The sequence below is a fragment of the Nocardia sp. CA-120079 genome, assembly GCF_050955745.1.
In the GTDB taxonomy this organism is placed as follows: domain Bacteria; phylum Actinomycetota; class Actinomycetes; order Mycobacteriales; family Mycobacteriaceae; genus Nocardia.
Map to the genome: position 1 here is coordinate 4,026,578 of NZ_CP192088.1, position 24,976 is coordinate 4,051,553.

The 24,976-nt window shown below is 64.9% G+C and carries 26 protein-coding genes and 1 pseudogene; 22 read left to right on the forward strand and 5 right to left on the reverse strand.

The genetic code is table 11. The annotated features are described in order from the left end of the window. The first annotated feature begins 8 nt into the window (after window positions 1-8). The 9 genes and pseudogenes from ACQPYR_RS18305 (at window position 9) to ACQPYR_RS18345 (ending at window position 7,676) form a co-directional block, all read left to right on the forward strand. A complete protein-coding gene (locus tag ACQPYR_RS18305; protein ID WP_433633749.1) occupies window positions 9-1,673 on the forward strand; it encodes a flavin-containing monooxygenase in 1,665 nt (554 codons plus the stop codon). Further along, window positions 1,670-2,065, forward strand: coding sequence for a hotdog domain-containing protein (locus ACQPYR_RS18310; protein ID WP_433633751.1), 396 nt, complete (start codon window positions 1,670-1,672; stop codon window positions 2,063-2,065). The genes ACQPYR_RS18305 and ACQPYR_RS18310 overlap by 4 nt, the downstream gene beginning before the upstream one ends. A 4-nt stretch (window positions 2,066-2,069) precedes the next feature. Beyond that, window positions 2,070-3,368 carry an NAD(P)/FAD-dependent oxidoreductase gene (locus ACQPYR_RS18315; protein WP_433633754.1) on the forward strand — a complete coding sequence of 433 codons (1,299 nt, stop codon included), beginning with the start codon at window positions 2,070-2,072 and terminating at the stop codon, window positions 3,366-3,368. A gap of 75 nt (window positions 3,369-3,443) precedes the next feature. Beyond that, window positions 3,444-4,136, forward strand: coding sequence for a transporter (locus ACQPYR_RS18320; protein ID WP_433633756.1), 693 nt, complete (start codon window positions 3,444-3,446; stop codon window positions 4,134-4,136). Window positions 4,137-4,175: 39 nt separating this feature from the next. Then, complete coding sequence (locus ACQPYR_RS18325; RefSeq protein WP_433633759.1) at window positions 4,176-5,534, forward strand: flavin monoamine oxidase family protein; 1,359 nt, start codon at window positions 4,176-4,178, stop codon at window positions 5,532-5,534. A gap of 83 nt (window positions 5,535-5,617) precedes the next feature. After that, window positions 5,618-6,224, forward strand: a pseudogene (locus tag ACQPYR_RS18330) (DUF1345 domain-containing protein). Between the two features lie 100 nt (window positions 6,225-6,324). Beyond that, the gene (locus tag ACQPYR_RS18335) at window positions 6,325-6,819 is read left to right on the forward strand and encodes a hypothetical protein (protein ID WP_433633761.1); all 495 of its coding nucleotides are present in this window, start codon (window positions 6,325-6,327) and stop codon (window positions 6,817-6,819) included. Window positions 6,820-6,962: 143 nt separating this feature from the next. After that, window positions 6,963-7,364, forward strand: a complete 402-nt coding sequence (locus ACQPYR_RS18340; RefSeq protein ID WP_433633764.1) for a hypothetical protein — start codon at window positions 6,963-6,965, stop codon at window positions 7,362-7,364. A gap of 138 nt (window positions 7,365-7,502) precedes the next feature. After that, window positions 7,503-7,676 (forward strand): CsbD family protein, encoded by a 174-nt coding sequence (locus ACQPYR_RS18345; protein ID WP_433633767.1) that lies wholly within the window; start codon window positions 7,503-7,505, stop codon window positions 7,674-7,676. A 61-nt stretch (window positions 7,677-7,737) separates the two neighbouring features. Here ACQPYR_RS18345 and ACQPYR_RS18350 read toward each other — a convergent pair whose 3' ends face one another. Together ACQPYR_RS18350 and ACQPYR_RS18355 are read right to left on the reverse strand one after the other, a co-directional pair. Then, entirely contained in the window at window positions 7,738-8,943 is a 1,206-nt protein-coding gene (locus ACQPYR_RS18350) for an AI-2E family transporter (protein WP_433633769.1), read from the reverse strand. 188 nt (window positions 8,944-9,131) lie between these two features. Further along, entirely contained in the window at window positions 9,132-9,461 is a 330-nt protein-coding gene (locus ACQPYR_RS18355; protein ID WP_433633771.1) for a plasmid stabilization protein, read from the reverse strand. Between the two features lie 160 nt (window positions 9,462-9,621). Between ACQPYR_RS18355 and phoU the strand changes: the two genes are divergently transcribed. Further along, window positions 9,622-10,290, forward strand: a complete 669-nt coding sequence (gene phoU, locus ACQPYR_RS18360; protein WP_433633774.1) for a phosphate signaling complex protein PhoU — start codon at window positions 9,622-9,624, stop codon at window positions 10,288-10,290. A gap of 229 nt (window positions 10,291-10,519) precedes the next feature. Here the strand turns inward: phoU and ACQPYR_RS18365 are convergent, their stop codons facing one another. Continuing rightward, on the reverse strand, window positions 10,520-10,786 hold the full coding sequence (locus tag ACQPYR_RS18365; protein ID WP_063038195.1) for a hypothetical protein: 267 nt from the start codon (window positions 10,784-10,786) through the stop codon (window positions 10,520-10,522). Window positions 10,787-10,852: 66 nt separating this feature from the next. On the opposite strand from ACQPYR_RS18365, the gene ACQPYR_RS18370 reads away from it, so the two are divergent. Beyond that, entirely contained in the window at window positions 10,853-10,978 is a 126-nt protein-coding gene (locus ACQPYR_RS18370) for an Rv1535 domain-containing protein (RefSeq protein WP_433633776.1), read from the forward strand. Window positions 10,979-11,330: 352 nt separating this feature from the next. On the opposite strand, the gene ACQPYR_RS18375 is transcribed toward ACQPYR_RS18370, so the two are convergent. Continuing rightward, window positions 11,331-11,759: a hypothetical protein gene (locus tag ACQPYR_RS18375; RefSeq protein WP_433633778.1), complete on the reverse strand. Its 429-nt coding sequence runs from the start codon at window positions 11,757-11,759 to the stop codon at window positions 11,331-11,333. Between the two features lie 912 nt (window positions 11,760-12,671). On the opposite strand from ACQPYR_RS18375, the gene ACQPYR_RS18380 reads away from it, so the two are divergent. From ACQPYR_RS18380 to ACQPYR_RS18430, 11 genes are all read left to right on the forward strand, one after another. Next, complete coding sequence (locus ACQPYR_RS18380; protein WP_433633780.1) at window positions 12,672-13,004, forward strand: hypothetical protein; 333 nt, start codon at window positions 12,672-12,674, stop codon at window positions 13,002-13,004. Between the two features lie 138 nt (window positions 13,005-13,142). Then, window positions 13,143-13,295, forward strand: a complete 153-nt coding sequence (locus tag ACQPYR_RS18385) for a hypothetical protein (protein WP_433633782.1) — start codon at window positions 13,143-13,145, stop codon at window positions 13,293-13,295. A gap of 267 nt (window positions 13,296-13,562) precedes the next feature. Beyond that, a complete protein-coding gene (locus ACQPYR_RS18390; RefSeq protein WP_433633784.1) occupies window positions 13,563-13,940 on the forward strand; it encodes a phage tail protein in 378 nt (125 codons plus the stop codon). 465 nt (window positions 13,941-14,405) lie between these two features. Continuing rightward, the gene (locus ACQPYR_RS18395) at window positions 14,406-14,906 is read left to right on the forward strand and encodes a hemerythrin domain-containing protein (RefSeq protein ID WP_433633786.1); all 501 of its coding nucleotides are present in this window, start codon (window positions 14,406-14,408) and stop codon (window positions 14,904-14,906) included. A gap of 605 nt (window positions 14,907-15,511) precedes the next feature. Next, window positions 15,512-15,634, forward strand: coding sequence for a hypothetical protein (locus tag ACQPYR_RS18400; protein WP_433633788.1), 123 nt, complete (start codon window positions 15,512-15,514; stop codon window positions 15,632-15,634). A 348-nt stretch (window positions 15,635-15,982) separates the two neighbouring features. Then, the gene (locus ACQPYR_RS18405) at window positions 15,983-17,233 is read left to right on the forward strand and encodes a cytochrome P450 (RefSeq protein WP_433633790.1); all 1,251 of its coding nucleotides are present in this window, start codon (window positions 15,983-15,985) and stop codon (window positions 17,231-17,233) included. A gap of 292 nt (window positions 17,234-17,525) precedes the next feature. After that, entirely contained in the window at window positions 17,526-18,140 is a 615-nt protein-coding gene (locus ACQPYR_RS18410; RefSeq protein ID WP_433633792.1) for a cutinase family protein, read from the forward strand. 1,097 nt (window positions 18,141-19,237) lie between these two features. Next, window positions 19,238-19,411, forward strand: coding sequence for a hypothetical protein (locus tag ACQPYR_RS18415; RefSeq protein WP_433633794.1), 174 nt, complete (start codon window positions 19,238-19,240; stop codon window positions 19,409-19,411). Window positions 19,412-19,598: 187 nt separating this feature from the next. Continuing rightward, window positions 19,599-21,170 carry an HD domain-containing phosphohydrolase gene (locus ACQPYR_RS18420; RefSeq protein WP_433633796.1) on the forward strand — a complete coding sequence of 524 codons (1,572 nt, stop codon included), beginning with the start codon at window positions 19,599-19,601 and terminating at the stop codon, window positions 21,168-21,170. A gap of 215 nt (window positions 21,171-21,385) precedes the next feature. Beyond that, window positions 21,386-22,117 (forward strand): hypothetical protein, encoded by a 732-nt coding sequence (locus ACQPYR_RS18425; RefSeq protein ID WP_433633798.1) that lies wholly within the window; start codon window positions 21,386-21,388, stop codon window positions 22,115-22,117. A gap of 338 nt (window positions 22,118-22,455) precedes the next feature. Next, the gene (locus ACQPYR_RS18430) at window positions 22,456-23,433 is read left to right on the forward strand and encodes a hypothetical protein (RefSeq protein ID WP_433633799.1); all 978 of its coding nucleotides are present in this window, start codon (window positions 22,456-22,458) and stop codon (window positions 23,431-23,433) included. 921 nt (window positions 23,434-24,354) lie between these two features. On the opposite strand, the gene ACQPYR_RS18435 is transcribed toward ACQPYR_RS18430, so the two are convergent. Further along, the gene (locus ACQPYR_RS18435; protein WP_433633800.1) at window positions 24,355-24,900 is read right to left on the reverse strand and encodes a GNAT family N-acetyltransferase; all 546 of its coding nucleotides are present in this window, start codon (window positions 24,898-24,900) and stop codon (window positions 24,355-24,357) included. Window positions 24,901-24,976: the final 76 nt, after the last annotated feature.

Sequence of the window (24,976 nt, forward strand, 5' to 3'; positions counted from 1 at the left end):
AACCTGCAATGAACTCCACTTCCACCCCGGACACCGGAATCGTCGACGTCATCGGCGTCGGCGCGGGCTTCACCGGCGTCTACCTCTCGCACCGGATCACCGAGGCAGGCTGGACCTTCGCCGGATTCGAGGCCGGGCCCGATGTGGGCGGCACCTGGTTCTGGAACACCTATCCGGGCGCGCGCTGCGATGTCGAGAGCATCTACTACTCGTACTCGTTCGACGAAGCGCTGCAACAGGAGTGGACGTGGAGCCAGCGCTTCGCACCGCAGGCCGAGATCCTCGCCTACATCGAGCATGTCGCCGACCGCTTCGATCTGCGCAGGCACTTCACCTTCGGCACGCGCGTGGTCGGCGCGACCTGGAATGCGGCTGACCGGCTGTGGGAGGTGCGGCTCGACAACGGCCGGACCCAGCGCGGGCGCTACCTGATCTCGGGTGCGGGCGGACTGTCCACGCCGAAGGATTTCGATGTGCCGGGCCTGGAGAACTTCACCGGCCTGCGGGTGTCCACCAGCCGGTGGAACATCGCGCTCGACGATCTCGCGGGCAAGCGTGTCGCCGTGATCGGCACGGGATCCTCCGGCGTACAGGCCATTCCGTTGATCGCGGAGGTGGCCGAGCACCTGACGGTGTTCCAGCGCACCCCGAACTATGTGATGCCCGCGCGCAATGCCGAACTCGCCCCGGAGCAGGTGACCGCCGTCAAGGACGAGTACGCGGAACTGCGTGAGGAATGCCGGCACTCGCCCGGCGGCATCCCCGATCGCCCGGTCACCGACAATGCCTTCGACGTCTCAGACGAGGAGCGCAAGCGTCGCTACGAGGAAGCTTACGAGCGCAGCGGTTTCCAGGGCGTCGGCTCCGAATTCGCCGACCTGCTCATCGATCCCGAGGCCAACCGGACCGCATCGGAATTCCTCCACGACAACATCCGCGAGATCGTCCTGGACCCGGAGACCGCCGAACTCCTTGTGCCCAAATATCATCCGCTCGGCGCCAAACGCAGCTGCTTCGGTACCGACTACTACGAGACCTACAACCGGCCGAACGTGTCGCTGGTGTCGCTGCGCGACGAACCGATCCAGACCATGACCGAGAACGCGATCGTCACCTCGCGGGGCAGCTACGAGGTGGATGCCGTGGTGCTGGCCATCGGTTTCGATGCCTTCACCGGCCCGCTGTACGGGCTCGATCTCACCGGCGCATCCGGCGGTAAGCTGCAGGAGGCGTGGCAGGACGGCATCCGCTCCTACCTCGGGATGATGATCACCGACTTCCCCAACTTCTTCATGGTCGGCGGCCCGCTGAGCCCCGCACTGGTGAGCAATGTGGTCGTGACGATCGAACAGGCCGTCGACTGGATCGCCGATCTGCTCGAGCACGCCCGCGAAACCGGCGCCACGGTCATCGAAGCCACCGCCGAAGCACAGGACGAGTGGGTGGACATCACCGAGGCGACCGTCGCCCCGACACTGTTCGCCACCACCGAATCCTGGTACCGCGGTTCGAATGTCCAAGGCAAACCCAACACCTTCATGGGCTACGTCGGCGGCGTCGGCAAGTACCGCCGCATGTGTACCGAGATCGCCAAGCGCGGCTACCCCGGCGTCGAGATCGACGGTGCAGCGCCGTCCAGAACCCTCGGCCCGATTCACGAGGAGATCGCATGAGTACGGCTGTCCATCGGCGCTATGTCGCGTTCTCCGACGCGCACTACGCGGGCAATCTCGTCGACGGGGCTTACGCGCTGAAGCTCTTCGGTGATGTCGGCACGAATCTATCGATCGAACTGGATGGGCACGAGGGCCTGTTCGCCGGTTATTCCGGTGTCGAGTTCCTCGCGCCGGTGCGAGGCGGTGACGTAGTCGAGGCGCGGGCAACCCTCGTGAGCAAGGGAAATCGAAGCCGCACAGTCGATTTCGAACTACGTGTGATCTGCCGCGGCTCCGATGACACCGGCCGCGCACACGTCCTCGAGCCGCCGTTGCTCGCGGTCCGCGCGCGCGGCACAGCGGTGATCCCGGCGGATTCGGCGGTACCACCGACGGACGGAGCGGAGTAGCACCATGGAACTGATCCACGACACCGGATGGGCCGCACAACCCGCCACCGTCGAACCGCCGTTACGCGGCGATATCGACTGCGATGTGGTGGTCATCGGCGGGGGCGGAGGCGGCATGTCGGCTGCGCTCCGGCTCGCCGAGCAGGGTGTGGATGTGGTGTTGCTCGAGGCGAAGACCCTCGGCTGGGGCGCCACCTCCCGCAACGCCGGATACATCACCAACTCGATCGCGGCCGATCCGGAATTGCTGGGTCTGTTCCTGAAGCGTGAGCGGCTGCAATCCCTCTACCGGTACGCCGAGAACTCGGTGCACTTCGCCGAGAAGGCCATCGCACGGCACGGGATCGACTGCGGCTATCAGCGCGAAGGCATCGTGATGGCCGCCGTCTCCAAAGGCCAACTGCGACATGCGCGTCGCAATGCGAAGCTTATGGCCGAGGCCGGATCGTCGGCCACCTTCGTCGAGGGCCGGGAGGCGGGACTGCCGGAGGGGTTCCTGGGCGGAATGCGCGAAGGTGTCGGCGGCACACTGAATCCGGGCGAATTCGTCCTGGGGTTGCGAGCCGCCACCATCGCCGCCGGCGTGCGTGTCCACGAGTGCACCCCCGCCCTCGATGTCGTCGACACCGGCGCGGGCGTCACCGTCCACACCCCGAACGGCCGGGTCCGGGCGCGCAAGGCGCTGCTGACCACCAACGCCTACGGCACAACCCTTTCCATCACGCCGAAGCACCTGTCGACCCCGGTGTGGACCTCCCTGGTCGAGACCGAACCCGTCGCTCCGGAGCGACTCGACGAAATCGGCTGGACCAGTCGCGCACCGATGGTCACGCTGCACATGATCCTCGAGAGCTACCGCGTCACCCCGCGCGGCACAATCGTGTTCGGCACCCGCCGCGTGCAGGCCGGTCGCCATCCATTGCCCGAACGGACGCCCGCACCGAATGTCGTTGACGATCTGGTCCGGGGCTTCCGCGAACGCTTCCCCGGACTGCGAGACATACAGCCTCGGCAGGCGTGGGGCGGCTGGATCGCCATGAGCTCCACCTGGCTGCCCGTCGCCGGTGAGGCGTCCGGCAATGTCCTGTACTCGCTGGCCTGCAACGGCCACGGCTTCGCCCAGGCGCAGTACGTGGGCAATCTGCTGGCCGGCCACATCGCCGGCGCGCCGCTGCACGAGGATCTGGCGGCGATATGGCACGGCCGCAAGCGATTCCGGCGCAGCCTGGTCGGCGGTCCCGCGCTGTACGCGGGCTGGCTCGCCGACCGCGCCTCGGACCGCCTGGCAGCCCTCACGAAATAGCCCTCTGCTCGACGCGACCGCTCAGCGGTCCGGCCACCGCGCACGTCGTCTGATTTTCCAATTCAAGGAGTAACAATGTCCATTCGAGAACTGCTGTTCGCGGTCGCGGACATCTGGATGATCACCGTGGGATTCACCTATGGCATCAAGTTCATTCGCAACTACAAGAATTACCTGCTCGGCCTCGAATGGATCATTGTCGCCACGTCGGGTACGAACTTCCTGATCTACGGTCTGATCAAGGCCGGTCACGACAGCCCGATGTACGCCTTCGCGTATTTCCTGGACGCGTTTTCCCGGTCGGTCGGCATCACGCTGATCCTGGTTCTCGGATTGATGAGCGTGACCCACCGGTACAAGCCGTCGGTGGCGGTGGACATCGGCGCGTTCGCCCTGGCGGGCGCGGCAGGCTTCGTCCTCAGCCAATTCGCCGAGGCGATCGGCACTCCCGGCAAAATCTTCTACATCGTCGTCAACGTGCTCACCACGCTCTTCCTCGTCTACTTCGCCAAGCGTCTGTGGGATATCGGCGAGCGCGGGCACGCCATCTGGACCGCCATCGCCACCGCCTGCGGATTCATCGTCGCCTCGATCTACGACTTCGTCCACATCCCGGGTGACGATGCCGAGCACACGCTCTTCTACATCTGCGCGTTGTCCTCGTGGGGCCTGCAGATGTTCACGTACTTCCGCGCTTACCGCGTGTTCGACGCGCACAACCAGCGTGCCGACGCCAGGGCGGTCAACAGCGCACCGGTCACGGCGTGAGCGCCGCCCATCGACATCGATCCGAAATCAGGAGTCCCAATGACAACGCATGAATCACATGAAGAGACCACCGCCGTAGTCGTCATCGGCGCCGGAATCGCGGGCTTGACGGCCGCGACCACGCTGTCCGCGAAAACCGATTTGGTCGTTCTCGAGTCCAGCGATCGCACCGGCGGCCGCGTCGAGACCGTCCGGCAAGGCGATTACTGGATCAACGTCGGCACTCAATTCACCGAGGGCACAGGCACATTGATCGAGGCCCTCGACCGGCACGGCATCGAACGAGGCTCGCTCGCGGGTAAGAGCGTCGCGCTGTACCTGAACGGCAGTACGGTCGACACTTCGAATCCCATTGCGCTCATGTTCCGTACGCGAATGTCGATGATGGACCGTATCGGCATGGCCATCGTCGGTGCCCGCATCCTGGCGGTCATGCCGTTCCTGGAATCGCAGACCCGGATCGCCCAGCGGGTGCGCGCCGGGCTCGACGCCAAACCGGCCTCGTACCTGCTGAAGGGCGTCCGGTCCGAGCTGGCCGCCGCCGTCGTGCGGTCGTGGTCGGCGCAGTGGATGGGATGCGAAGTGGGGGAGACCGCCGCCACCCAGCTCGTCGCGTCGGTAGGCATCGCTTTGGCCGATCCGGCGAAGATCCCGAATTTCTCGCTGCCGGTGGGCGGCAACCAGACGCTGACCGATGTGCTGGCGGCGGATCTCGGTGACCGCATCCGGCTGAACACGACGGTGCAATCGGTGCGGCAGGACGGTGACGGCATCATCGTCGACTACCTCGACGGTGATCGGCCGGCGCGACTGCGCGCCGAGCGCGCGATCGTGACCGTTCCCGCCGATATCGCCGAACGGATCATCCCGGATCTCCCACCGCGGTACGAGGGTGCTCTCGACGATATCGCCTACGGCCGATACGTGATCGTCGGGTTCTTCACCGACGAAGTCGGGCCGCAGCGCTGGGACGAGTACTTCGCCGTCTCGACACCACAACTGTCCTTCCAAGCGATGTTCAACCACGCTGCCGCGATGCGTACGGGCGATGATCGCAAACCCGGTGGCGCACTGGCCTGTTTCGCCGGCGGCGCTCAGGCCGACGCCATGTTCGACCTGTCGGACGCGGAGATCGTGTCACGGTTCACGAAAGACCTGCTCGCCGTATTCCCGGAGCTCGACGGAAAATTGGGCGAAGGCATCGTGCGGCGGCACCATCGGGTCGTGCCCTACTGGGCGCCCGGTGGACGGACCTCGCTTCCGACGCTGCGGACTCCGCTGGGGCCCATCCACCTCGCTGGCGACTACCAGCTCGATATGCCGTCGCTCGCCGACGCAGCCGCATCGGGCGAGCAAGCGGCGCAGGCCGTACTGACGAGCCTGAGCCGATCGCGGTAGACGAGGACCCGAGAGTCTGTTCCTGTCCGACACACGGCGACCGATACCCTGGAACCACCCACCGGGCACGTTATCCACTGGCCATGACCGGGGTCGCGCGGTTCGGTGTCGGACTGGTCGTCGGCGTGATCGCAGGTGCGGCCCGCCTGGACCACATCGGGACAACGGCCGTTCGGACTGCTGATCCTCATCAGCACAGCCGCAGCGGTCAATATCGTCTGAACCCTGAAAGTCCTGCTGCCCAAGGACTCCGAGGCAACCCATGCCGCCGCCGTCGATGACCGGGTCGGCGATATCGCGCTACTGCTCATCCTGGTCGGCAGCCTCGCGAGTATCGGAATATTGCTGGGGCCCGGCACCGACGAGAACAAAGCTCTGTACGCGGGCCTCGCGATGACGGCCGTACTCACGGTTTGGGCGCTGCTGCACACGATCTGCGCCGCGCGGTACGCACGGGTCTGCTACCAGGCGCCGGTAGGGGGTATCGACTTCAATTCGGAGACTCCACCGCGCTACACGGGCTTCTGCTACTTCTCGTTCAATCTCGGTATGACCCAACAGATTTCGGATACGAACGTATCCGATTCCGGGATACATTCCGGGGTTCTCGAGCATTGCCTCTTCAGCTATGTCTACGGCACGGTGATCATCGCGTGCAGTATCAACCTCGTCCTGGGCCTGGTCGGGTGACGAACGCCCGCCGGGCGATCGGCGTGATATCGGCGTTGCATTCGGATCGAAGGTGACCCTGGTCCGGCTGACCTGCACGAACGGGACGCGCCGATAAAGGGTGGCACGCTCGGGAAAGTATCGTGCGGGCTCATTGTTCTCGACTCCGGAGTGCTGCAATACGTATCACCATAATTGGGATGATTTGCGGCGTATGGTCGGTTATCTGCGTGGTTCGTATGCGAAGAATCTTGGTGATCCGGGTTGGCAGGATTTCATCTCTGAATTATGTGCCGAGAGTGAGGCGTTCGCGTCGTTGTGGGCTCGTAATGATGTGGCGGTTCCGGCGAGTCGTACGAAGCAGATCCGGAATTTGGCCGTGGGGGAGTTGGAGATGTTCTTGACGAGCTTGAGTTTGCTTGCGTTGCCGCATGCGTGGATGCAGATCTATACCCCGGTTGATGAGGTGGCGTGGGGGAAGTTGCGTGAGTTGTCGGCGATGAGTGAGGAACAGCGGCAGCGGCCTTGGGTCGAGCATCGGGAGAAGTATCATGCTGCCGCCGGGTGGTGGGAGGCTCTGTGCGCTGTCGTGGGCCGGATCGTATCGAGGTCATGATCTGTAGGCGCGAATGATCTCCTCACGCTGGGCGATACCTACTCGGCGGATCGCCTCAGGTGTCCGATCACATATTTATGCAGTTCCGGGGTAGTCGAGTGGCGTTAGGAAAAGAAAGGGGGGTGAGTGCGAGGAGTCGAAAGATGAGCACCACCGGTGTGATCGTGATCATTGTCGTTGTTGTTTTGGTTATTTTGCTTGTGGCCGGCGCATGGATGTTGATGCGCAGACGGCGCGAACAGCAGCGGGTCGAAGCCGAGAGAATCCGTGACCATGCGGCGGAACGGGAATTCGAGGTCGGTCAGCGGGAAGCGCGGGCGGCGGAGACTGCCGCCAGAAGCCGGGCGGCAAAGGCAGAAGGCCAGGTCAAGGCGGCGCAGGCCGAGCAGCTCGCTCAGCAGGCGCATGTGCATCGCAGTGCGGCGGCGGATTCGCGGAGCGAGTTGGACAAGGAGTGGGAGCGCGCGGACAAGGTCGATCCGGACTCGAAGCCAGGTGAAAAACAGCAGGGGGCTGATCCCGGAGCGCCGTCCCAAAACCCCTGATTTGATCCAGGACAAGCTAGCCCTCGACCCGCGGCCAGTCTTATCGGCAGCGTTGTTTGGCTGTCCGAATGCGGGTTATCGCCAGAAGACCGGCTGGAGCCAGTAGGCCGGGCACCTTCGAACGATGGGGCCGCAATCATGGGCACTGCAGACAAGGCAAGGAATAAGGCCGAGGAACTCTCCGGTAAGGCCAAGGAGAAGTTCGGCGCGGCGACCGACGACGAGGAAAAGAGGCAAGAGGGCAAGACCGATCAGACCAAGTCCAACCTCAAGGATGCGGGTGAGAAGGTCAAGGACGCCTTTCGCCACTGACTCAACGCTTGTGGGCGTCGACCACGGGCGGATGGCCGGCGAGCCATCCGCCCGCGGGTAGCTAGCGCTCGTCCAGCGACGGTAACACCGTTTCATTGATGATCAGCAGCACCGCGGCAGCCACCGGGATGGCGAGCAGGGCACCGACTATCCCGAGCAAGGCTCCACCGAGCAGAACCGACACCACCGTCACAACCGCAGGCACCCGCACCGTTCTGCCGATGATTCTGGGCACAAGTACGTAGTCCTCGAACAAGCGCAGGATGATGAAGAAGACGACGGTCGCCACCGTGACGGGCAGGGACACGGTGAGTGCGACCAGGGCCACGATGATTCCGGCCAGCGTGGAGCCCACTACCGGGATCAAGTCCAGGACGGCAACCAGGACGGCGAGCAATAGGGGGTAGGGCACGTCGAAGATCAGCAGCCAGATGAATGTCAACACCGCGGTTATCACCGAAATGACCAGATTGCCCAGGATGTAGCCACCGACCTTCACGAAGATCTCGTCGCCGATCAGGATCGCGCGAGCTCGGCGCGAGTGCGGAAACAGGCGGTAGATCGAAGTCCGAATCTCTGCGAAATTGGCCATGAAGTAGCCGGTGAGCACCGCGACGATCACCGTGCCGCTGACGATGCTGAATACGAGGCGCCCTGCGCCCAGGACACCACCGGCCAGCTTCGAGGGATCGGACCCGAGCCATTGTTGGAGACGGTCCTGCAGATGGAAGCGTGTGTTGAGCGTGTCGATGAGCGGATATCGGTGCGCAAGATGGTCGACGTAGTCCGGAGCGTTGTGGACCAAAGCGCTACCTTGGGTGACCAGCGGAGGTATCGCGGCGGCAAGGAAACCGGCCAGCAAGCCGATCGCGACCAGGAACACTGCGGTCACGGCGGCCCACCGTGGAAACCACGGCCGAACCGACCACGAAACGACCGGCTCCAACCCTATCGCCAGGAACAACGCAATGGTGATCAAGACCAGCACTTGACTCACGGCGATCAGTGCTTGGATCGCACCGTAGGTCACCGCCACTCCAGCCGCGCCTGTCAAACCGACCATGAACGGCGATCGCGGATCGAATCGTCGCCCCGGCTTGCCCAGCGGGTTCTGCGCCGTCCTGGCCCGCGCCGCCGCCGCTTCCGCGGTAAGGATCGGTCCGCTTTCGTCGGGGGTGTGGGGTTGCGCGACCAAGTCCCTGTGGCCTTGCTCCGTCCCGTCCGGGGCTCGGCGCTCGTCGGGTTCTGGGTCGGAGTCTGCATTCATGGCATCGACACCCGCGAGCACATGGGCCCCGCACCCGGGTAGCGCTGGGTCATCTCCCTCGTGCGGGCCGGACACGAATCCGTTCGCGGCGCTGCGATTTTCGTGTGCACCAGGGTGACCATTTCGACTTGGACCGGTTTCATCCAACCGCCGCTCTTTCTCGACCCTTGCATGTCGACCTGATCCGATCAGGCGCGGCCGAGCGCTTGGGCAAGTTGGCCCTTGGTCATCTTCGAGCGGCCCTCGATATTGCGCATTTTCGCCTCGTTGTACAGCTGATCTCGGGTCGGGCCCTTCGGTCGATTGGTTCCCGACCGGAGACCACCACGTCGCTGCGGCGACATGTCCTGCACCGAGGACCGACTGGCGGTACGGGCCTCGCCGGACTGAGCACGGTTCTTGTTCACCGTGCGCGCCGCGATCTCCTCCGCCCGCCGGCTGGACGCACCCTGCTCTTTCTCCGAATCCTTGATGTGCTCGAACTGCCGCTCCCGCTTGTTCGACCATGCCTTCGGCATGTCCATCACCTCCTGAGCCGCGAATACCCCAACCCGGCGGCCGAAACATCGGTACACCGCGCTCGGTTCCCGGGATGCGAAAAGACGGTGTCCACCGATGCTTGCCAACGGGATCGGTGGCCTTGGCCACGGGGTGTTGGCACGTGGGTCAAGATGAGGGATGCGGACTCGCTTCCACGAGAACCTCGACCGGCTGGCCGCTCAGTTGCAGGCGATGTGTCAGCGGGACCGGACCGCCGTCGCAGCCGGTACCAATGCGCTGCTACGCGCCGATCTCGAGCTCGCCGAGCAAGCCATCGATATCTGCCGTGACCTCGATACCCAGCGCGATCATTGTGAGCACGCAGCGGTGACGTTGCTGGCGTTGCAGGCCCCGGTCGCGGGCGAGTTGCGGCAAGTGGTCACCGCGATCCAGCTCGTCGGTGACCTCGACCGGATGGGCGTGTTGTCCGAACATATCGCCAATATCGCGCGCCGCCGACACCCTGCCTGCGCGGTCCCGGTATCGGTGCAACCGATCGTGGCCCGCATGGGGGCGGCCGCTGTCGCGATGGCCACCAGTGCCGCCGCGGTGCTGGGATCCGGTGACCCGGGCGACGCCGCAGCGCTCGATCGCCAGGACGACACCATGGATCGTCTGCATCACGACCTGCTGGCAGCGGTGCTCGACGATGACTGGGATGGCGGGACGGCCGCCGCGGTCGATCTGACGCTCCTGGGCCGGTATTACGAGCGGTTCGCCGACCATGCCGTGCAGGTCGGCCGTCGCACGATCTTCATGTCGACCGGTGAGTCATTCGGCGACTGGTCTTCACCCAGCGGCGAATGACAAGTCGGTGCTGTGGGTGGAAAAGGTTGCCACGCCGAGCGGATCGTCGTCGCCCAGGGCGTGATCCTGGCCAACGCGCCGACCCCGACCGCCGGCCTCGGGTCGGATGGGATCACCAAGGTCGCCGCAGTTCACGTTCTGCGCTGCGCTACCAGCCCGGACTCGTGGTCATCTCCCGATTCGAGGCCCGGCCGGACACCGCCGGGACGGATCTCGCTGATGTGCTGATCTACGCGTCTTCGAGCGCTTCGCCGATCTCGTGGGCCACGCGGTTGTGCTGATTCTGCACCAGCCAGTGACCGGTCGCGAGGACGACCGCGACGGGCCATTCGATGATCTCCGCGGCGGCCAAGGCGCCGAGGGCACCGTAGTACGCCAACTGTTCGGGCCGGGGAATGCGGACACGGCCGAGCACCGGCAGATCCACCGCGAAACCTTGGGCGGCCAGCACCCGGTCGACGGCGTTTCGGTGGCCGGTTGATGATTTTTCGGCCATGTGTTGCCTCCCGGTCATGGTGTGTTCGAGTATTCGACTCCTGGCATCCGCATAGTGTCCAGTGTGATGAGTAGTGGCGTGGGCGTTGGCTCTGATTCTTTGACGGGTGCATTGACGCAGGTGCTGACCGTGCCGTTGCGCGAGGTGTACGCGGTGCTGTGGCGGCTCGGGGTCATCGAGATTCTCGACTGATCCCGCTGGCGACCGCCCCGGCGAACAGTTGGGGAGCGATGGCGGTGGCGACGGCGGCGGTGGACAGGGCCTGCCACGTCGCGGGGCTCGCGCCCGTCCAGGCCACGTACTACGATCCGGCAGCGGCGCTGGCCGCACCAACGTCGCCGGCCGGGCGCACTACCGAGCAATTCCGATGCGGCCTCGGTGACGGCCTCGACCACGCGGCGATCGAGCACCGTGCGCACCGGCGAGGTGACCAGCTCCACACCCGCGACGGCAGCGCCCGCGGCCGAACGCACACCCGCGCCGACGACGCGCGAGGGCAGGGAGGACGCGGTCCGTAGCAGTAGGCCCAGGTCCACGTCGACGACTAACGCTTACTCGGCGACCGTCGTGCCCGAGTAGTGCTCTTGGGCGCGGAGGCCGCCTTCGTCGCAGTGGCGGGCCGTTTGGTCGCCTTCTGCGTGCGGGTAGGGGACTGTCCGGCGCGATCGCCGACGGCGGGTGCCGACACTCGACCCGATCGCTGCCCGAGACGCTGGACCACCAGGGCGGCGCCGCCGACGCCCAGCAGCACCGGCCAGTCCACCAGCCCAGTGGCGCCGATCGCCGCCAATGTCAAAACCGCCGCCGGTGCCGAGTGGCTACCACTGCCCAAGCCGTGTTTAACACCGGCCGCCGCCCCTCGGATACCGCCGACGACGCCCTCGACAGCAGCGCCGCCCACGGCCCCGGCCGCCGCCGTCGCTGCATCGGCCGTCCGCGTGATCACGTCCACCACGCCATCGGAAATGTTCATCACCACTCCGTCGCGTTCACCTTATGGACACCAATGAGCAAACGGGAGTTTACCCCCAGGGAGCGGGGATATCGCGACTTCAGGTCCGAATGCTCAACGGCTGCGCCCTCGACAGTGGCTCTCACGTTACGAGGCAGCAACCCATCGAAGTCGCGTATACCGCATCGAGCCGGAAAGTGAAGGCTGGCCATGTCTGGATCGCAACCAAGGCGAGACGGAGATCAGATTTGGATTGTGTCGGATACACGATGGGGATTGCTTCGATCAGCGGAATTTTCGCTGCGCAATTTGGTCATCACATCGTCATCACAATGGCTTGACTGCGGTTCAATCGGCCTACCCTTGGAATACAGGGCACATCCTCCAGTGCTCTATTCGAGGAGACGATGCAGCTATGGCTAGCGAACATCTGCCTGAAGAATCCCAATCGGAACGAGGAGCCAAAGGCTCGCGAGACAGCGGATCGGATTCGCCGGGCGGCGGCTCGGTAGATCGCCCGACTGGCACATTCGACCAAGAGGAAGTCACCTCAACGCGCGACCACAACGCGACGGAAGACCAGACCGGCACGAGCGGGACCCTCCCTCCCGGAGACGCGGAACCGGCTGTACCGCCCTACGAAGGCCGCCGAACGAGCGCCGACGAAATTACCAGCAGCAGTGCAGGCGAGGGCAGCGGCGCGAATACCGGAGGCGCTGCAGGCCCAGTGGTCGACCCGGAGTACAAAGCGCCTGATCCCGATGACACTCCCGGAGGCGCGACCACCTCCCCGGCTGGCGAATAACCGCATCGCGGCCCCGGAATTCGACGACACCGACAGGGGGTGTCGGCCCTCGAAGCGGCGTGAGCCGAGGACCCGAGCAATCACCGCAGCACCGAACTCACCGACGCCGTCGTACACGAGAACCGCGAATGCACAGCTGCGATCGGCCAGCCGGTGGCGGGGACGGCGATGGTCGCTACCGAAGCGCACGAGCACCACCCGCCGGACCCGGTCGGGACTCGGCAGAACATGTCGGCGGCGTCGAATGGGTGCGCGGCGATATTCGCACCGATGATCTGGCAGGTTGGTTCCATGGGGCCGATGTCGTGGTGCATCTGGCCTGGGTATTCCAGCCCGCCCGTCGGCCCATGGCCACCTGGCATACGAATGTCGACATCGTCCACGCGTACATGCTGGCGATCGCTTCTGACGCCGCCAGGCAACCGCGAGTCCGGCACACACAAGCCGTGCCGGCACGGTGATCGGGCGGGCGTCGAGGGATTCGGGATCCACCCCGGGCTCGTCAGTGTAGGAGGGGACGTGGCGGTCTCCGATCACGCCGACGCTGTATCGGGCGCGACGGGTGCGGCGCGGAATATCGTCGTCGGACTGCGCAACTAGTGCCCGCACCGCCGGAGTTGTTCGACGCGGTGATGCACCTGCCGACTCTCGATACCGGACGGGCCCGTGCCGATCTCGGTTGGACACCGCGTTTCGCCGCCACCGAGGCACTGCGCGAACTGCTGACCGGGCTGCGCGACAACGCCGGGTGATGACACACCACCCATGCACGCCCACGCGGGCGGACCGTGGCGAGTGCACGAATTCACCTGCAGGGACCCGGTCGACCTGCCCACCCGACCCGAACGGCTCAGCCCAATCGACCACGCGAATGCTGCCGGCCCAACGCCCGAGGACCCGACCAGAACCACAACGGGATTGGGCGAATTCGCACTACGGTGGCCCGAGCCACACCGTATTCTCGAGTGGCATTGCCTCATGAGAGAGAACCCAACCGGTTACGAATTCAGGAGGTCGACATGCAAATCCAGGACAAGACCGACAGCCGTAGCTTCGCCATCGATCTGGGTGACTTCAGGGTGGAAACGGTGCAGGACGTGCGGGGTCTCAGCACGCCGTCCGAGGGAACGCTGGGGGAGGTGCGGATAACGCGGGGGCTTGATCGGAGCAAAGCGTTCACCGATTGGATCGAGCGAACGCTGGCCGACGGCGGCGTGGACTCCGCCAGAGAGGACATCACGATCACCGTGATGGACGCTGATAAGAAGCCTGGTCGCCGGATTCGCTTGCTGCGCGCCTTGCCGACCAGTTGGACGGAGCCTTCGCTCGACGCCGAGAATGCAGAGCTGGCGAATGAGAGCGTCACTGTCGCCTACGAAGAGATGAGAATCGAGTAGCACAGTTCGCTCGGCGTCGTTCAGCGACCAGCCCGGTTTTCGGCGCCGGATCGGCCCGCGCTGTTCCGCGGCGGGCCGACTCGGCGGTCCATCATTTGCGCACTGGCGCCGCGTCCACCTGCACGATCCCGCCCAGTTCCTCGGCGAGGCTGTCGCTGGGATCCCCGCGCACGATTCGCGTATGCCTGCGGCCGACGGGCACGTACGCACCGACCGGGATTCCGGTGTCGAAGCCGCCATTGCTCGAGTCCCGTGCGACCTGCGAGCGATGTGCCGAGTGAGAATATCCAGCTGTGGCGTTCGAATTCGGGATAGCTCGCGCCGAGTTCGCTTGCCGGATCGGCCTACGCGTCGGCGATGGCGTCGAGCTTGTGGAGCTAGGCCGCCGTGGCGGTTTCGGTTCTGATATTGCGGGCACGCCTGGCCTAGGTCCATTCCGTGAGTATTCGAGCCCGAGGAGTTGCGGTGTCCAGTGATGCGATCGTCCTATTGCGTGAAGACCACAAGGAGATTCGGAAACTGTTCCGTGAGTTCGAGAAGGCGGGCGATAGGGCGCACGCCACGAAGGGACGGCTGGTCGACAAGATCATCGAGGCGTTGACCGTGCACACCTATCTCGAAAACGAGTGCATGTATCCGACAGTGCGCAAGCTGGTGCCCGACCTGGAAGACGACATCCTCGAATCCTATGAAGAGCATCACGTCGCCGATGTGCTGGTGATGGAGTTGGCGATGATGAAGCCCGAGGACGAACGCTTCACTGCCAAGGCCACCGTGCTGATCGAGAGTGTCGATCATCATATCGACGAGGAAGAGGGAACCTGGTTCCCGAAGGTGCGAGAGCAGTTGGGGCGCAAGCAGCTTCAGGAGATCGGTGCGCGGATGATCGAGTTGCGCAAGAAGGCACCGCGATCGCCCGCGCGGCCTTCAGCAGTGAAGAAGGCCCTCGATTCGGTGATTGCGTGACGGCAGGTAGTTGTACTGCCGTACCCATCCGATGATCCCTCGAGGCGAGGGAATTCTCAGCAGCCACAAGCCGCTGAATCTGCCCCGGACGCATCCCCGCATGACGGCCCGCGGAGTGCCTGATGGATACTCGCTCGCTCAGATCCTCAGCGGTGCAACGCCATCGTCGCAAATCCGGCAGAGTGACGAGTTCGCGAAATAGCTATCGGCATCGCCGAAACCGCGTGATCGGCAGTTGATCCGAACAGGCTCGCGCTCTCGATGGCGCTGCCCGCAGCCGGGCTGACCTCGGCTGCGCTTCCGCGCATATCGCCGAGCTGGAATCCGTCCCTTCCCGGACTGACCGGCGGTCGTGCAGCACGATATTCAGGTCCAGAGGAAGTCGACATACCGCCGAGCACCGGGAAGTCGTTGGGCTCCGCCGAGGCTGTCGGTTCGGGCTGCGGATCATCCACCGTGGACTACTGCGGGCGGTGAGCAAGTCGTCCTCGGTATCGTCAAGTTTCGCCGCCAGCGCAGCACGTTCTTGTCGTCGTGGCGAACCGCCCGGCAATTCGGCCGCCTCGCCGACGTGGAACCTCATCGCGAACACTGTGCTGCCGTTCATGACTGACGACCGGTTCGGCGGGGACATGCTCGGCGGGGTGTGGTCGCGGGACGGAATCGACGAGGTGTTGTTCGACGACCACCATTGGCGAATGCGTGCGTGCGATTCCCGACGCAAATGAAGCTCGTCGCCGGCAGCCGGCTGCAGGAGCATCAACCGGTGCTGATCAGCCTCGTCTGCTGCCCCGCCGCCCCAGAGATCGAGAGCGGCGACACCGACGACCGCAAGGCCGACAGGTCCTACCTGTTGTTCGGTGCCGGCGCGCATGCATGCCCGGACCCAGCGCAGAAGATAGCGATGCTGATCGCGCACGAGTCCGTCGCTCAGGTGGTGGACGCCCTGCCGGACGTCGGGTTGCCGAGCATCTGGACTGGCTGCCTGTCTCCTGTCGCCGCGCACTGGTTGCGCTACCGGTCGTCTTCCGCCCGACGCCACCGCTCCCACTCCCCAGTTCGAGGAGAACCCGGCCGTGCCGCAGAACCCCTCTCCCGCTCTTTCGGTCCCGATCGAAAACGTCGGTCCCGGCGATCGCTACGCGCTCCACACCTCAGAGTTCGCGCAGGATCCGCACCAGGCCTACCGGCATATGCGCAAGACATACGGGTCGCTGGTACCGGTCTGGCTCGCGCCCGGTGTGGAAGCGACGCTGGTGATCGGCTACGAGCTCGCCGTAGACATCCTCGGTGATCACGAGCATTTCCCCGCGGACCCGCGCACTTGGGAACGCACCGTGCCTGCCAACTGCCCGATCTTGCCGATGGTGGGGTGGCGGCCCAACGCGCTGCGCAGCACCGGCGAAACCCACACTTTCTACCGCGCCGCCAATCAGGCCGCCCTCGACGGCATCGACCAGCTGGGCTTGCGTGACCAGATAATTCAGACCGCCGAACCGCTGATCAACACCTTCTGCGGCATCGGGACGGCCGACGTGATCGGCGACTACCTACTGCCGCTGGTCTTTTCGCTGGTGAACAAGATGCTGGGCTGTCCCGACCATATCGGCGAGCAGGTCCGAGTGGCGATGGCAGCGATGTTCGAATCCACCGACACCGCCCACGTCAACGAATTACTCGGCCGAGCACTGGGCCAGCTCATCGCCATGAAGCGTGCCCAGCCCGGCAACGACATCACTACGAGGCTGCTCACGCATCAACCCCCGTTGTCGGACGAGGAAATGGTCAACCAGGTGATGACCCTCTACGGCGCGGGCATCGAGCCGACGGTGAACCTGATCGCCAACACGCTGCTGATGATGCTGACCGACGACCGATTCGTGTGCGGCGCAGCAGGATTCGGTGCGCCGACCATCGACGCGGTCAACGACATCTTGGTCTACGACCCCCCGATGGCCAACTACTGCCTGTCCTTCCCGCCGCAGCCGATCAACAAGGGCGGGGTGTGGCTGCCCGCGAACAAGCCGGTCGTGATCAGCATGGCCGCCTGCAACAACGACCCCGCTGTGAACAACGGCGAATTCCTCCACGCGGATTGGGGGCTGGCCTTCAGTACCGGCAAGCACGCCTGCCCGAAACCCGCACGCATTGCGGTAATCCAAATCGCCTGTACCGCCATCGGTTACCTGTTCGACGCATTGCCCGAACTCACGCTGGCACGGTCCGAAGAGCAACTGGTCTGGCGGCCCGGACCGTTCCACCGCGCACTGGTCGAGCTTCCCGTCACTTTCCCCAAATCCCGGCCGCTGCCGGTCCCCGCCGCATGACCTATGTCAACCTGCGAGTGCGACGAGCTGGGAAGCAAAAGTCTACCGCGACAACCATTCCCCGCAGCCATGTCCCGTGACGTTCGACCATCGAAGCTCGAGTAACGAAGAGCGTATCGCCCGGGCGGGCGGATTCGCTTCGCGGATCATGGCCTCCGACATTGCGTTACGGACAATATATCGATGGCCTGCGTAACTATTTCGCCAGAAAGCAAGAACGCGAGCAACTTCTGGGTACTCCCGACACAAGCCGGGCTGGACCCGGAGGCACGATAAATTAAGAAGTACGACCATGCGTAGAGCAACGGCGCTCTTCGCCGCATTACTGTTGGCAATCATCCTTTCCTTCACGAACGAGATGGGGTCGAAGGCTCACGCCGACAACTGTATTGGCGACTGGGCCATCGGTATCGGCGGTCTCGGTGACAACACCTCGTCGGTGTTCATCCCCTTTGTGGATCAACCTGTCGGCTACAATTCGCTCGACCCGATGTCGGGACTGAACGAACTCGACCGCTTGTTCTGGCTGCATCGCAGCGAATGTCCGGACGACCACATCAGGCTGATCGGGCACAGCGAGGGCGCGGGCATCGTCCACGCCTGGGTCACCGCCCACCAGGATGTCGGCAATGCCAACGCTATTCTCCTGTCCGATCCCAAGCGAGCCCCCGGGCCTGGTTGGGGTGGCCTGTCGTCGACTCCCGGGAGTGGGATCGTCGGTTATCCGCTGGCTGGTGTCGACGACTGGTTCGGCGACTTCCCGGTGCTGACGGTGTGCAACCACGACGACCAGATCTGCGACACCTCGGCCGGATGGTGGGGCTATCTGTTCGGGGGTGCGCATGGTCGCTACGATTTCAATGTGTGGGACTACGGTGATTGGGATTCCGGTATCTGGTATCGGTAGCCGGTGATTCGTGGGGATCAGTAGCCTTGTGGCACTGGTCCCCATTGGCTGAACCCGTGCCCCATCGATGTGCATACTGCCGCACCTTGATAGGTGATTTGGCAATTCGCTCCGGCATAGGTGATCGAATACTGTGGGTCGTGGTAATTCGCGGGTGTGATGCGCGGCAGCGGCGGATTCCCGCCTGGCACAGTGTGACTGCCGTTGGAGTTCCACTGAGGATGTGCCGGCCACATGGTCGAGTCGATTATGACGGCCGGCACATTCGGCATCGGGACCTGCATTCCGGCATACAGCACATTCATGGACGGTGCCGGGACTGCGAGGTCGCAGCCCACTGTGCCGTCCGCGCCGATCGAGCAGTTCCAACTGCCCATGGCGAAATACGCTGTGTCACCCACCAGCAATGGGCCAGGTTCATCATCGGCGTGCGCGGTGCTCACCGCGACCAGACACGCGAGTGTACCGAGAATTCCTCCGCAAACCCTTGCAGCGGCGACGCTTCCGGCCATTGACACGACATCTCCCTCGATGCGCGGCGAGTATGAGATCTAGCCGATCATATAGAAAAACTATCACCAAACAGTGCAATGGCAAGAGGGCTTGTCAAGGGGGATTCCGTGGTAATCGCGGCGTCGCTCACGCTAATCGGCACGCGGTGGTTTGCGGTCCAGCCGGATACCCCTGTCGGACAAGCGATCAGAAGCTGCCGGCCGACAATGCATCCACCCGTATCAACGAATATCCTGAGGTTACCCGGCGATGCCGGACCGCTGCACGATCGGTGAACACCGCTGAGGGTCAACGGTTTTCGGTGGCGGGTCCGCGAAACGCCGCGTCGGCGTCCTTGGCGTCGAGCCGATCATCGAGGACGAGCAGAGCGTCCCGAACCCGGATACGGGCCTCGCGTTCTTCGGCCCCGCTGCGGCAGGCTCGGCTGCCGGTCTGCCCGGAGGCGCACCTGACTCCGTTGCCTGGATGCCGTTACCGGCGCCGCACCCGATCCGGTCCGGCGCCGGATACGGGCCCCCACCCGTCACGGCCAGCCGCCGCCGACTGGTGGCAGCAAGGCCGGGCTATCATCGCCGGCGTTTGTCGTGCTGGTGGTGCTTTGCATCGGTGTGGCGGTCGGTTACCGGATCCGCGGTGGGGACGCGAGCGCCGTGCCCGTAGGTGCCACGGCGACGTCGGCGCAGGGCAACGCGGCGCCGACGATCTGTGCGATGAGCACGATCACCAATGCGTGCGATCTCGTCGACACGCGCCGTTGACCAAATGGTCGTCGACTCCCAAGGGCGCCCCCGACCACACGGGCCTATGTGGTGTGTGTACAGGACGGCAACGTCTCGGTGCGGGGCAAGGTCGACCTGAGCCGGGAGGATAAGGGTGGGCCTGTGGCGAGAGCATCCTTTTCCAGGGATCAAACGCTGTGCAGGCGGACACGCCTATGCTCGCAACATGACGCGTGACGCTCGGGACTCGGGTGTTTCGCTGGCCGCGCTACTGGCCGCGTTCTCGTTTGCGATGGATCTCGGCCTGGGCCAGCCGATGGCGCATGTGCTGCGGTCGTGGCGGCTGGCTTCGCGGCTCGGAGAGCGAGTCGGGTTGAGCGCCGAGGAGCGGTCCGACCTGTACTACACCGCGGTTCTGGCGTGGACCGGTTGTGTGGCCGACGCACCCGAGGTGGCCGCGTGGTTCGGCGATGACATCGCTTTTCGCGCGGACAGTTACAAAATGGATTTGCGCGGGGCGAGCGGGGCGATCTTCTTCCTGTCGCACGCGGGGTCCTCGGGACCGTTCGCGCAGCGGGTGCGCAAGACGGTGACGATCGCGGCGAAGGGCGGCCGCGATATCGAGCGGGGGTTGATGTCGCACTGCCTCACCACGTCGACGATGGCGGAACGGCTCGGGCTTGGCCCGGCTGTCGGGGACTCACTGCGGCAGTTCTTCGCGAGATGGGACGGTAAGGGCGTGCCGGGGGGTGTCGCCGGGGAGCGAATCGGGCTCGGTATGCGGCTGTTCCATCTCGCCGATGTCGTCGAGGTGTTGCACCGTAGTGCTGGAATCGATGCCGCGATCGAGGTCGCCCGTTCGCGGCGTGGGACGCAGTTCGATCCGGCCGTGGTGGACGCGTTCTGTGCCTCGGCCCGCGACCTGCTGGCGGATGCGGAAGTCGAGCCGGACTATGCGGAGCTCATTGCCGACGATCCGGCCCTGCGGCGGAATCTCACCGGCGCGGAACTGGATTCGGCACTCGAGGTGATCGCCGACTTCACCGATCTGCGCTCGCCCTACCGGGCAGGCCATTCTCGTGGTGTAGCCGATCTCGCCGGTCGGGCCGCGGCCGTCGCCGGGTTCCCCGAAGCCGATATCACCTTGGTGCGTCGCGCGGCGTTGCTGCACGACATCGGGTTACACGGTGTTCCGGCCACCATTCTGGACAAACCGGGAGCGCTGAGCGTGACCGAGCTCGAGCGGCTCCGGATGAACTCGTACTACACCGAGCGGGTGCTGGCCCGCCCGGCCGCGCTGTCTCGCATCGGGGCTATCGCGGCCATGGCCTACGAGCGCCTCGACGGCTCCGGTGCGCATCGCGGGCTGACCGGACCGTCGATCCCGCTGTCGGCGCGCCTGCTGGCGGCGGCTGATACGTATCGGGCCGTGACCGAGCCGCGTCCGTATCGAGATGCCTTGCCACCCAAGCAGATTCTCGCCGAACTGCGCGCCGAGGTGCGCTGCGGTCGACTCGACGCGGCGGCGGTCGACGCTGTCCTCGCGGCAGCGGGACAGCCGCGCCATCGCCACCGCTGCGGCCCGGACGGTCTGACACCGCGCGAGCTCGAGGTCCTCGTACTTATCGCGCGGGGTGCCTCGACCCGGCACGTCGCACGCACCCTGGGCATCACCCCGAAAACGGCAGGCACCCACATCGAACGCATCTACGTCAAGACCGGATCGTCGACTCGAGCGACCGCCACGCTCTACGCGGTTCAGCACGGCTTGCTGGACACGCTGGCCACCGATTCGTAGGGAGAACACCCGACGACATGCGTAGCCGTCGCGCCTAGCGTTCGTTTCATGATCCGTTCTGTCGTCCGGCGGCAATGCATGAAGTGAGGTGTCCGATCTGCTTCAAGGCCGAGCAACGCCGAACTGCGGCGCGCCATCCCGACGCGACAGTGGATCGACGAGGTCCCGGCCACCACATTCAGCTACTCAGGCGCGCCGCGCCGGAGGTGAGTACCATGTTAGATCTGGCATCCCAGTTGACCGACCTGCCGGAAAACCGGGGCCACGCGCCGTGGCCCGGCCACGAATACGTCAAGGGCTGGGGCGTTTTCGGCCTTCCCTTCGACAGCGGCCACATCCTGGCCTTGCGTGTCTTCCCCGAAAACGACTTCGGCCCATACAAAACCGTCTGGCACCGCGACCCCGACGGCCGATGGTCGATCTTCGTCGACGGCGACCGGCTGGAGACCGCCTGCCCCCGCTACTACGGTCCCGCGTGTGCCTACACCGGTTTCGCCACGATTCGAGTGGCGTGGACCGGACCGGCATCGCTGCGAATCACCGTCGACGAACCCGCGCTGGACTGGACGCTGACCGCACACGAGACTATCGCGCTACATATGCTCAACGCCGTCGGAGGGCGTCTGCCGCTTTCCACCTGGCGGTCGCGTTCGCTGGTGCGTGCCCGGGAAATGATCGCCGCCACACTGGGTTTGGGACATCTGAGCATGGCGGGTGTCATGCCGAGCGGCCACGTCGGAATCCTCATGCCACAGAAGATGTACCTGATCACGCAGTCGACGGCTGTGCTCGACGACCGCGACCTCGGGCATCCCGCACGCCTGGATACGAACCCGGTCATAGGCGATGTCGCCCTGCCCGCCCGCGGCGTGGTCGCTATCGGCCAGGCGATGTGGCAGGCCCTGGCCCCGACCGAAAGTAATTCGGGCCCTGGCCCGCGACTGTAGCTCGGACGGGGACAGCCAGTAGATCGGCGGTCGCCGCCATCACCTGGCGCAGCCACGCCACCGCGAGGATGTTTCCAGGGTAAGTTCAATACGGAATGCGCTGGGGGAGAAGCAGTTGCGACAGGGGGTGCGGAGCAGCGGGCGGTGCTCATCGGTGGCCGGGCTGTGGCGCGAAACTCGGCTGCTGGGCATTCTGCGAGCCCATCACGGTTGCCGCCTGGATTGATGTGAACCCGGCCGGTTCGGTACATCACCCTGTAATCAGATCCGGCCTGAACGCGAAACCCGCAGCCACACAACCGATTCCGATGCGACTAGGAAGATGCTGCCATCTCGTCATGACCGAATCCGTCACCGCCGCTTTCTCCGCTCGCCGCGACCTGGTCGGGCAGCTGCGCGAGCAGGCTGTCGCTGCTTTCTACGGCCCGCTCGCCGTACACTCTCCGGCCGAGGCCACCACGCTCGTGTGGAGCCTGGCCGGTGAGCTCACCGGCGCAGACACCCTCGCCCAGCGCCAGATCTATCGTGCCGCGCTGGTGTGGGGGATACGGCAGGTGCCCGCCGACATCGACGAGATTCTCTCCAGCGCGCCCGCCGCGCCGTTGTGTGACACGGTCGCCGCGCTCGTCACCGCCGAGGCATGCGCCGTCACCGAACCGTCCGACGCCGAGCAGTGGATCCTGGCCCGCGACCAGGCCCATGTTCTCGCCGTTGACCCCGATGCCACGGCCGGATTCGCCGGTGCGGCACTGTTGTTCGGCGCGCTGGCACGCGCGCGCCGACGCGTACTGGTCGAGGGGGACTTCCCGCGCCACTGCGCACTCGTGTTGTGGCTTGCCGCGGCGATATACCGCAGTCGCGATGCGCGCTGGACCGCGACGGAACTGGGGTCGTGCAATGGATGGGTCCTGACCGACCACCGCGACCGCGTGGCGGGCCCCGGTAGGCGCACCTACCACTTCGATCTGACCGGCGCGCAGGAATACGTGCTCACCGAGCGGCACGCCACCTGCAGACGGTTGCTGGCGTCGCGGATCGCGGCGGGGCAGAACCTCGAACCGGTCACCGGCGCGTACCTGCGGTATCTGATCGCGGTCGACACCGACAGCCACACCGGGATCTTTTTCGTGCCGGGGGAATTCACCGAAGTCGAGTACAAGGCCTGCGCCTTCGAAGCCCTCGGGAGCAATCTGGAGCCGACCCTGCATGTGCACTCCGACTGCCAGGTGTTCCACGCCGCGGACGTGGTGTGGCAGCAGCTGGCCGCGCAAGATCCGCAAGACCCCGATGCCGAGTCGGGAGCGACAACTCGGTGAAATCGCCGATACGCCAGATGATTTCGGCGTCGGCGATGTGAAGATCAGTCTTCCCCGGTAGCGCTGACCGCAGCGCAGTCGACCGCCGACCACGGTGCCGGGCCGCAGCCCCGGTGAGACCCCCTGCTGCGATCGGGCACGCGTTCTACAGGCCGCGCCTGACTATGCAGCGCCGAGCTTCGGCATTGGGCTGGACACATCCGGCCCATGAAGGGATGTGCCAACTCAGTTGATGCAGCAGGCCGTGAACCGGTTCTCGAGCACTGCGGAGGGGGACCCGGACCACTACAACAGAACCAGACCCGAACGCAGCGGCCGATTCGCCGACATGAAGCCAGTCGGTAAACCGCTGCGTGATAGCCGTGCCTTCGCTACGATTCTGCTTGCTCCGGTGAATCGGAAGGCCATAGGCGGCAGGCGCACCCACGTAGCTGCCGTTCGCTGTACACCGGACAGGGCTCTCGCTGGAGATCGAGTCCCTGTCGCTGTGCCAACACCATCAGCCTGGCAAGGGAGCCAGTATGAAGCGAACCGACGTAGCTATCCCCGCAGTCGAACTGCTCTCGCATATCCACGCCGCGGGCTTCGCCTCCGTGGACCATTTCATCGCGACGCTACGTGTTGACCCGCTGGCCGATACAACCCAGCTACCACCCCTCGCTTTGTCACTACCTTCTCGCCCCGGACGGCACCGCAAGTAAGGCTGCCGCGCCCATTCGGGTCTGTCGGCCAGCCATCCTCGCGACAGTCAGGTCGCCGAACGCCTCGAAAGACCGTCGTCGTGCGCGCACACCGCGTACCTCCGTCGCCGGGCAACTCCGGCGCACTCGAGGTCCCTTTCGACACCAGCAGCTGCGACGGCTGGATCCGCCGACAACCGTTGGCGGGCGGTGCCCTACCGACGGACTGTGGAGCAGATGGTTATTCCGCTTCCAGGAGTGACCAGATGGTGCTGTCGTGGAAGTGGCCGTCCTCTTCGAGGGAGTAGTCGCGCAGTACGGCGTCGCGGTGGAAGCCCAAGCGTGTCAGGAGTCGGATCGAAGGTTCGTTGGTGCGGATCGTGTGGGCCTGGATGCGGTGCAGGCGCATCTGATCGAAGCCGAATCTCACGATGGCGGTGAGGGCTTCGGTGGCGATGCCTTGTCCCCAGTGTGTCCGTGCGAGGTCGTAGCCGACCTCGGCGCGGCGGTGGAAGCGTTGCCAGGAGTTGAAGCCGAACACACCGATGGGACGGTCATCGCGCCTGGTTAGGGCCCACTGGATTTGTTCCTCGGCGGCGTAGGCGGTGCGTAGCGTGGCAATCAAGGCCTTGGTGTCGGATACGTTGCGATGGGCTTCGGAGTTGTAGCGCTGCGCGATGGGATCGCTGCGGAAGGCGAACATGTCGCTCGCGTCGGTGGGTTGCCATTCACGAAGTACCAGTCGCTCGGTCTCGAGGACCGGGAAGGTGGAGAAGTCGAAGACCACGCACCAAGAATGTACCCGGCGGCGGACCCGTGTCGTTGTACCGTGGATTGTCGGCGTTCACCGTGCCGGGCACGAC

Coding starts and splice junctions, on each gene's coding strand:
- ACQPYR_RS18315 (WP_433633754.1), top strand. CDS start 2,070: ATGGAACTGATCCACGACACCGGATGGGCCGCACAACCCGCCACCGTC.
- ACQPYR_RS18380 (WP_433633780.1), top strand. CDS start 12,672: ATGCACAGCTGCGATCGGCCAGCCGGTGGCGGGGACGGCGATGGTCGC.
- ACQPYR_RS18400 (WP_433633788.1), top strand. CDS start 15,512: ATGACTGACGACCGGTTCGGCGGGGACATGCTCGGCGGGGTGTGGTCG.
- ACQPYR_RS18375 (WP_433633778.1), bottom strand. CDS start 11,759: ATGAACATTTCCGATGGCGTGGTGGACGTGATCACGCGGACGGCCGAT.
- ACQPYR_RS18310 (WP_433633751.1), top strand. CDS start 1,670: ATGAGTACGGCTGTCCATCGGCGCTATGTCGCGTTCTCCGACGCGCAC.
- ACQPYR_RS18370 (WP_433633776.1), top strand. CDS start 10,853: ATGAGTAGTGGCGTGGGCGTTGGCTCTGATTCTTTGACGGGTGCATTG.
- ACQPYR_RS18350 (WP_433633769.1), bottom strand. CDS start 8,943: ATGAATGCAGACTCCGACCCAGAACCCGACGAGCGCCGAGCCCCGGAC.
- phoU (WP_433633774.1), top strand. CDS start 9,622: ATGCGGACTCGCTTCCACGAGAACCTCGACCGGCTGGCCGCTCAGTTG.
- ACQPYR_RS18430 (WP_433633799.1), top strand. CDS start 22,456: ATGACCGAATCCGTCACCGCCGCTTTCTCCGCTCGCCGCGACCTGGTC.
- ACQPYR_RS18410 (WP_433633792.1), top strand. CDS start 17,526: ATGCGTAGAGCAACGGCGCTCTTCGCCGCATTACTGTTGGCAATCATC.
- ACQPYR_RS18365 (WP_063038195.1), bottom strand. CDS start 10,786: ATGGCCGAAAAATCATCAACCGGCCACCGAAACGCCGTCGACCGGGTG.
- ACQPYR_RS18390 (WP_433633784.1), top strand. CDS start 13,563: ATGCAAATCCAGGACAAGACCGACAGCCGTAGCTTCGCCATCGATCTG.
- ACQPYR_RS18305 (WP_433633749.1), top strand. CDS start 9: ATGAACTCCACTTCCACCCCGGACACCGGAATCGTCGACGTCATCGGC.
- ACQPYR_RS18345 (WP_433633767.1), top strand. CDS start 7,503: ATGGGCACTGCAGACAAGGCAAGGAATAAGGCCGAGGAACTCTCCGGT.
- ACQPYR_RS18340 (WP_433633764.1), top strand. CDS start 6,963: ATGAGCACCACCGGTGTGATCGTGATCATTGTCGTTGTTGTTTTGGTT.
- ACQPYR_RS18425 (WP_433633798.1), top strand. CDS start 21,386: ATGTTAGATCTGGCATCCCAGTTGACCGACCTGCCGGAAAACCGGGGC.
- ACQPYR_RS18320 (WP_433633756.1), top strand. CDS start 3,444: ATGTCCATTCGAGAACTGCTGTTCGCGGTCGCGGACATCTGGATGATC.
- ACQPYR_RS18420 (WP_433633796.1), top strand. CDS start 19,599: ATGACGCGTGACGCTCGGGACTCGGGTGTTTCGCTGGCCGCGCTACTG.
- ACQPYR_RS18355 (WP_433633771.1), bottom strand. CDS start 9,461: ATGCCGAAGGCATGGTCGAACAAGCGGGAGCGGCAGTTCGAGCACATC.
- ACQPYR_RS18325 (WP_433633759.1), top strand. CDS start 4,176: ATGACAACGCATGAATCACATGAAGAGACCACCGCCGTAGTCGTCATC.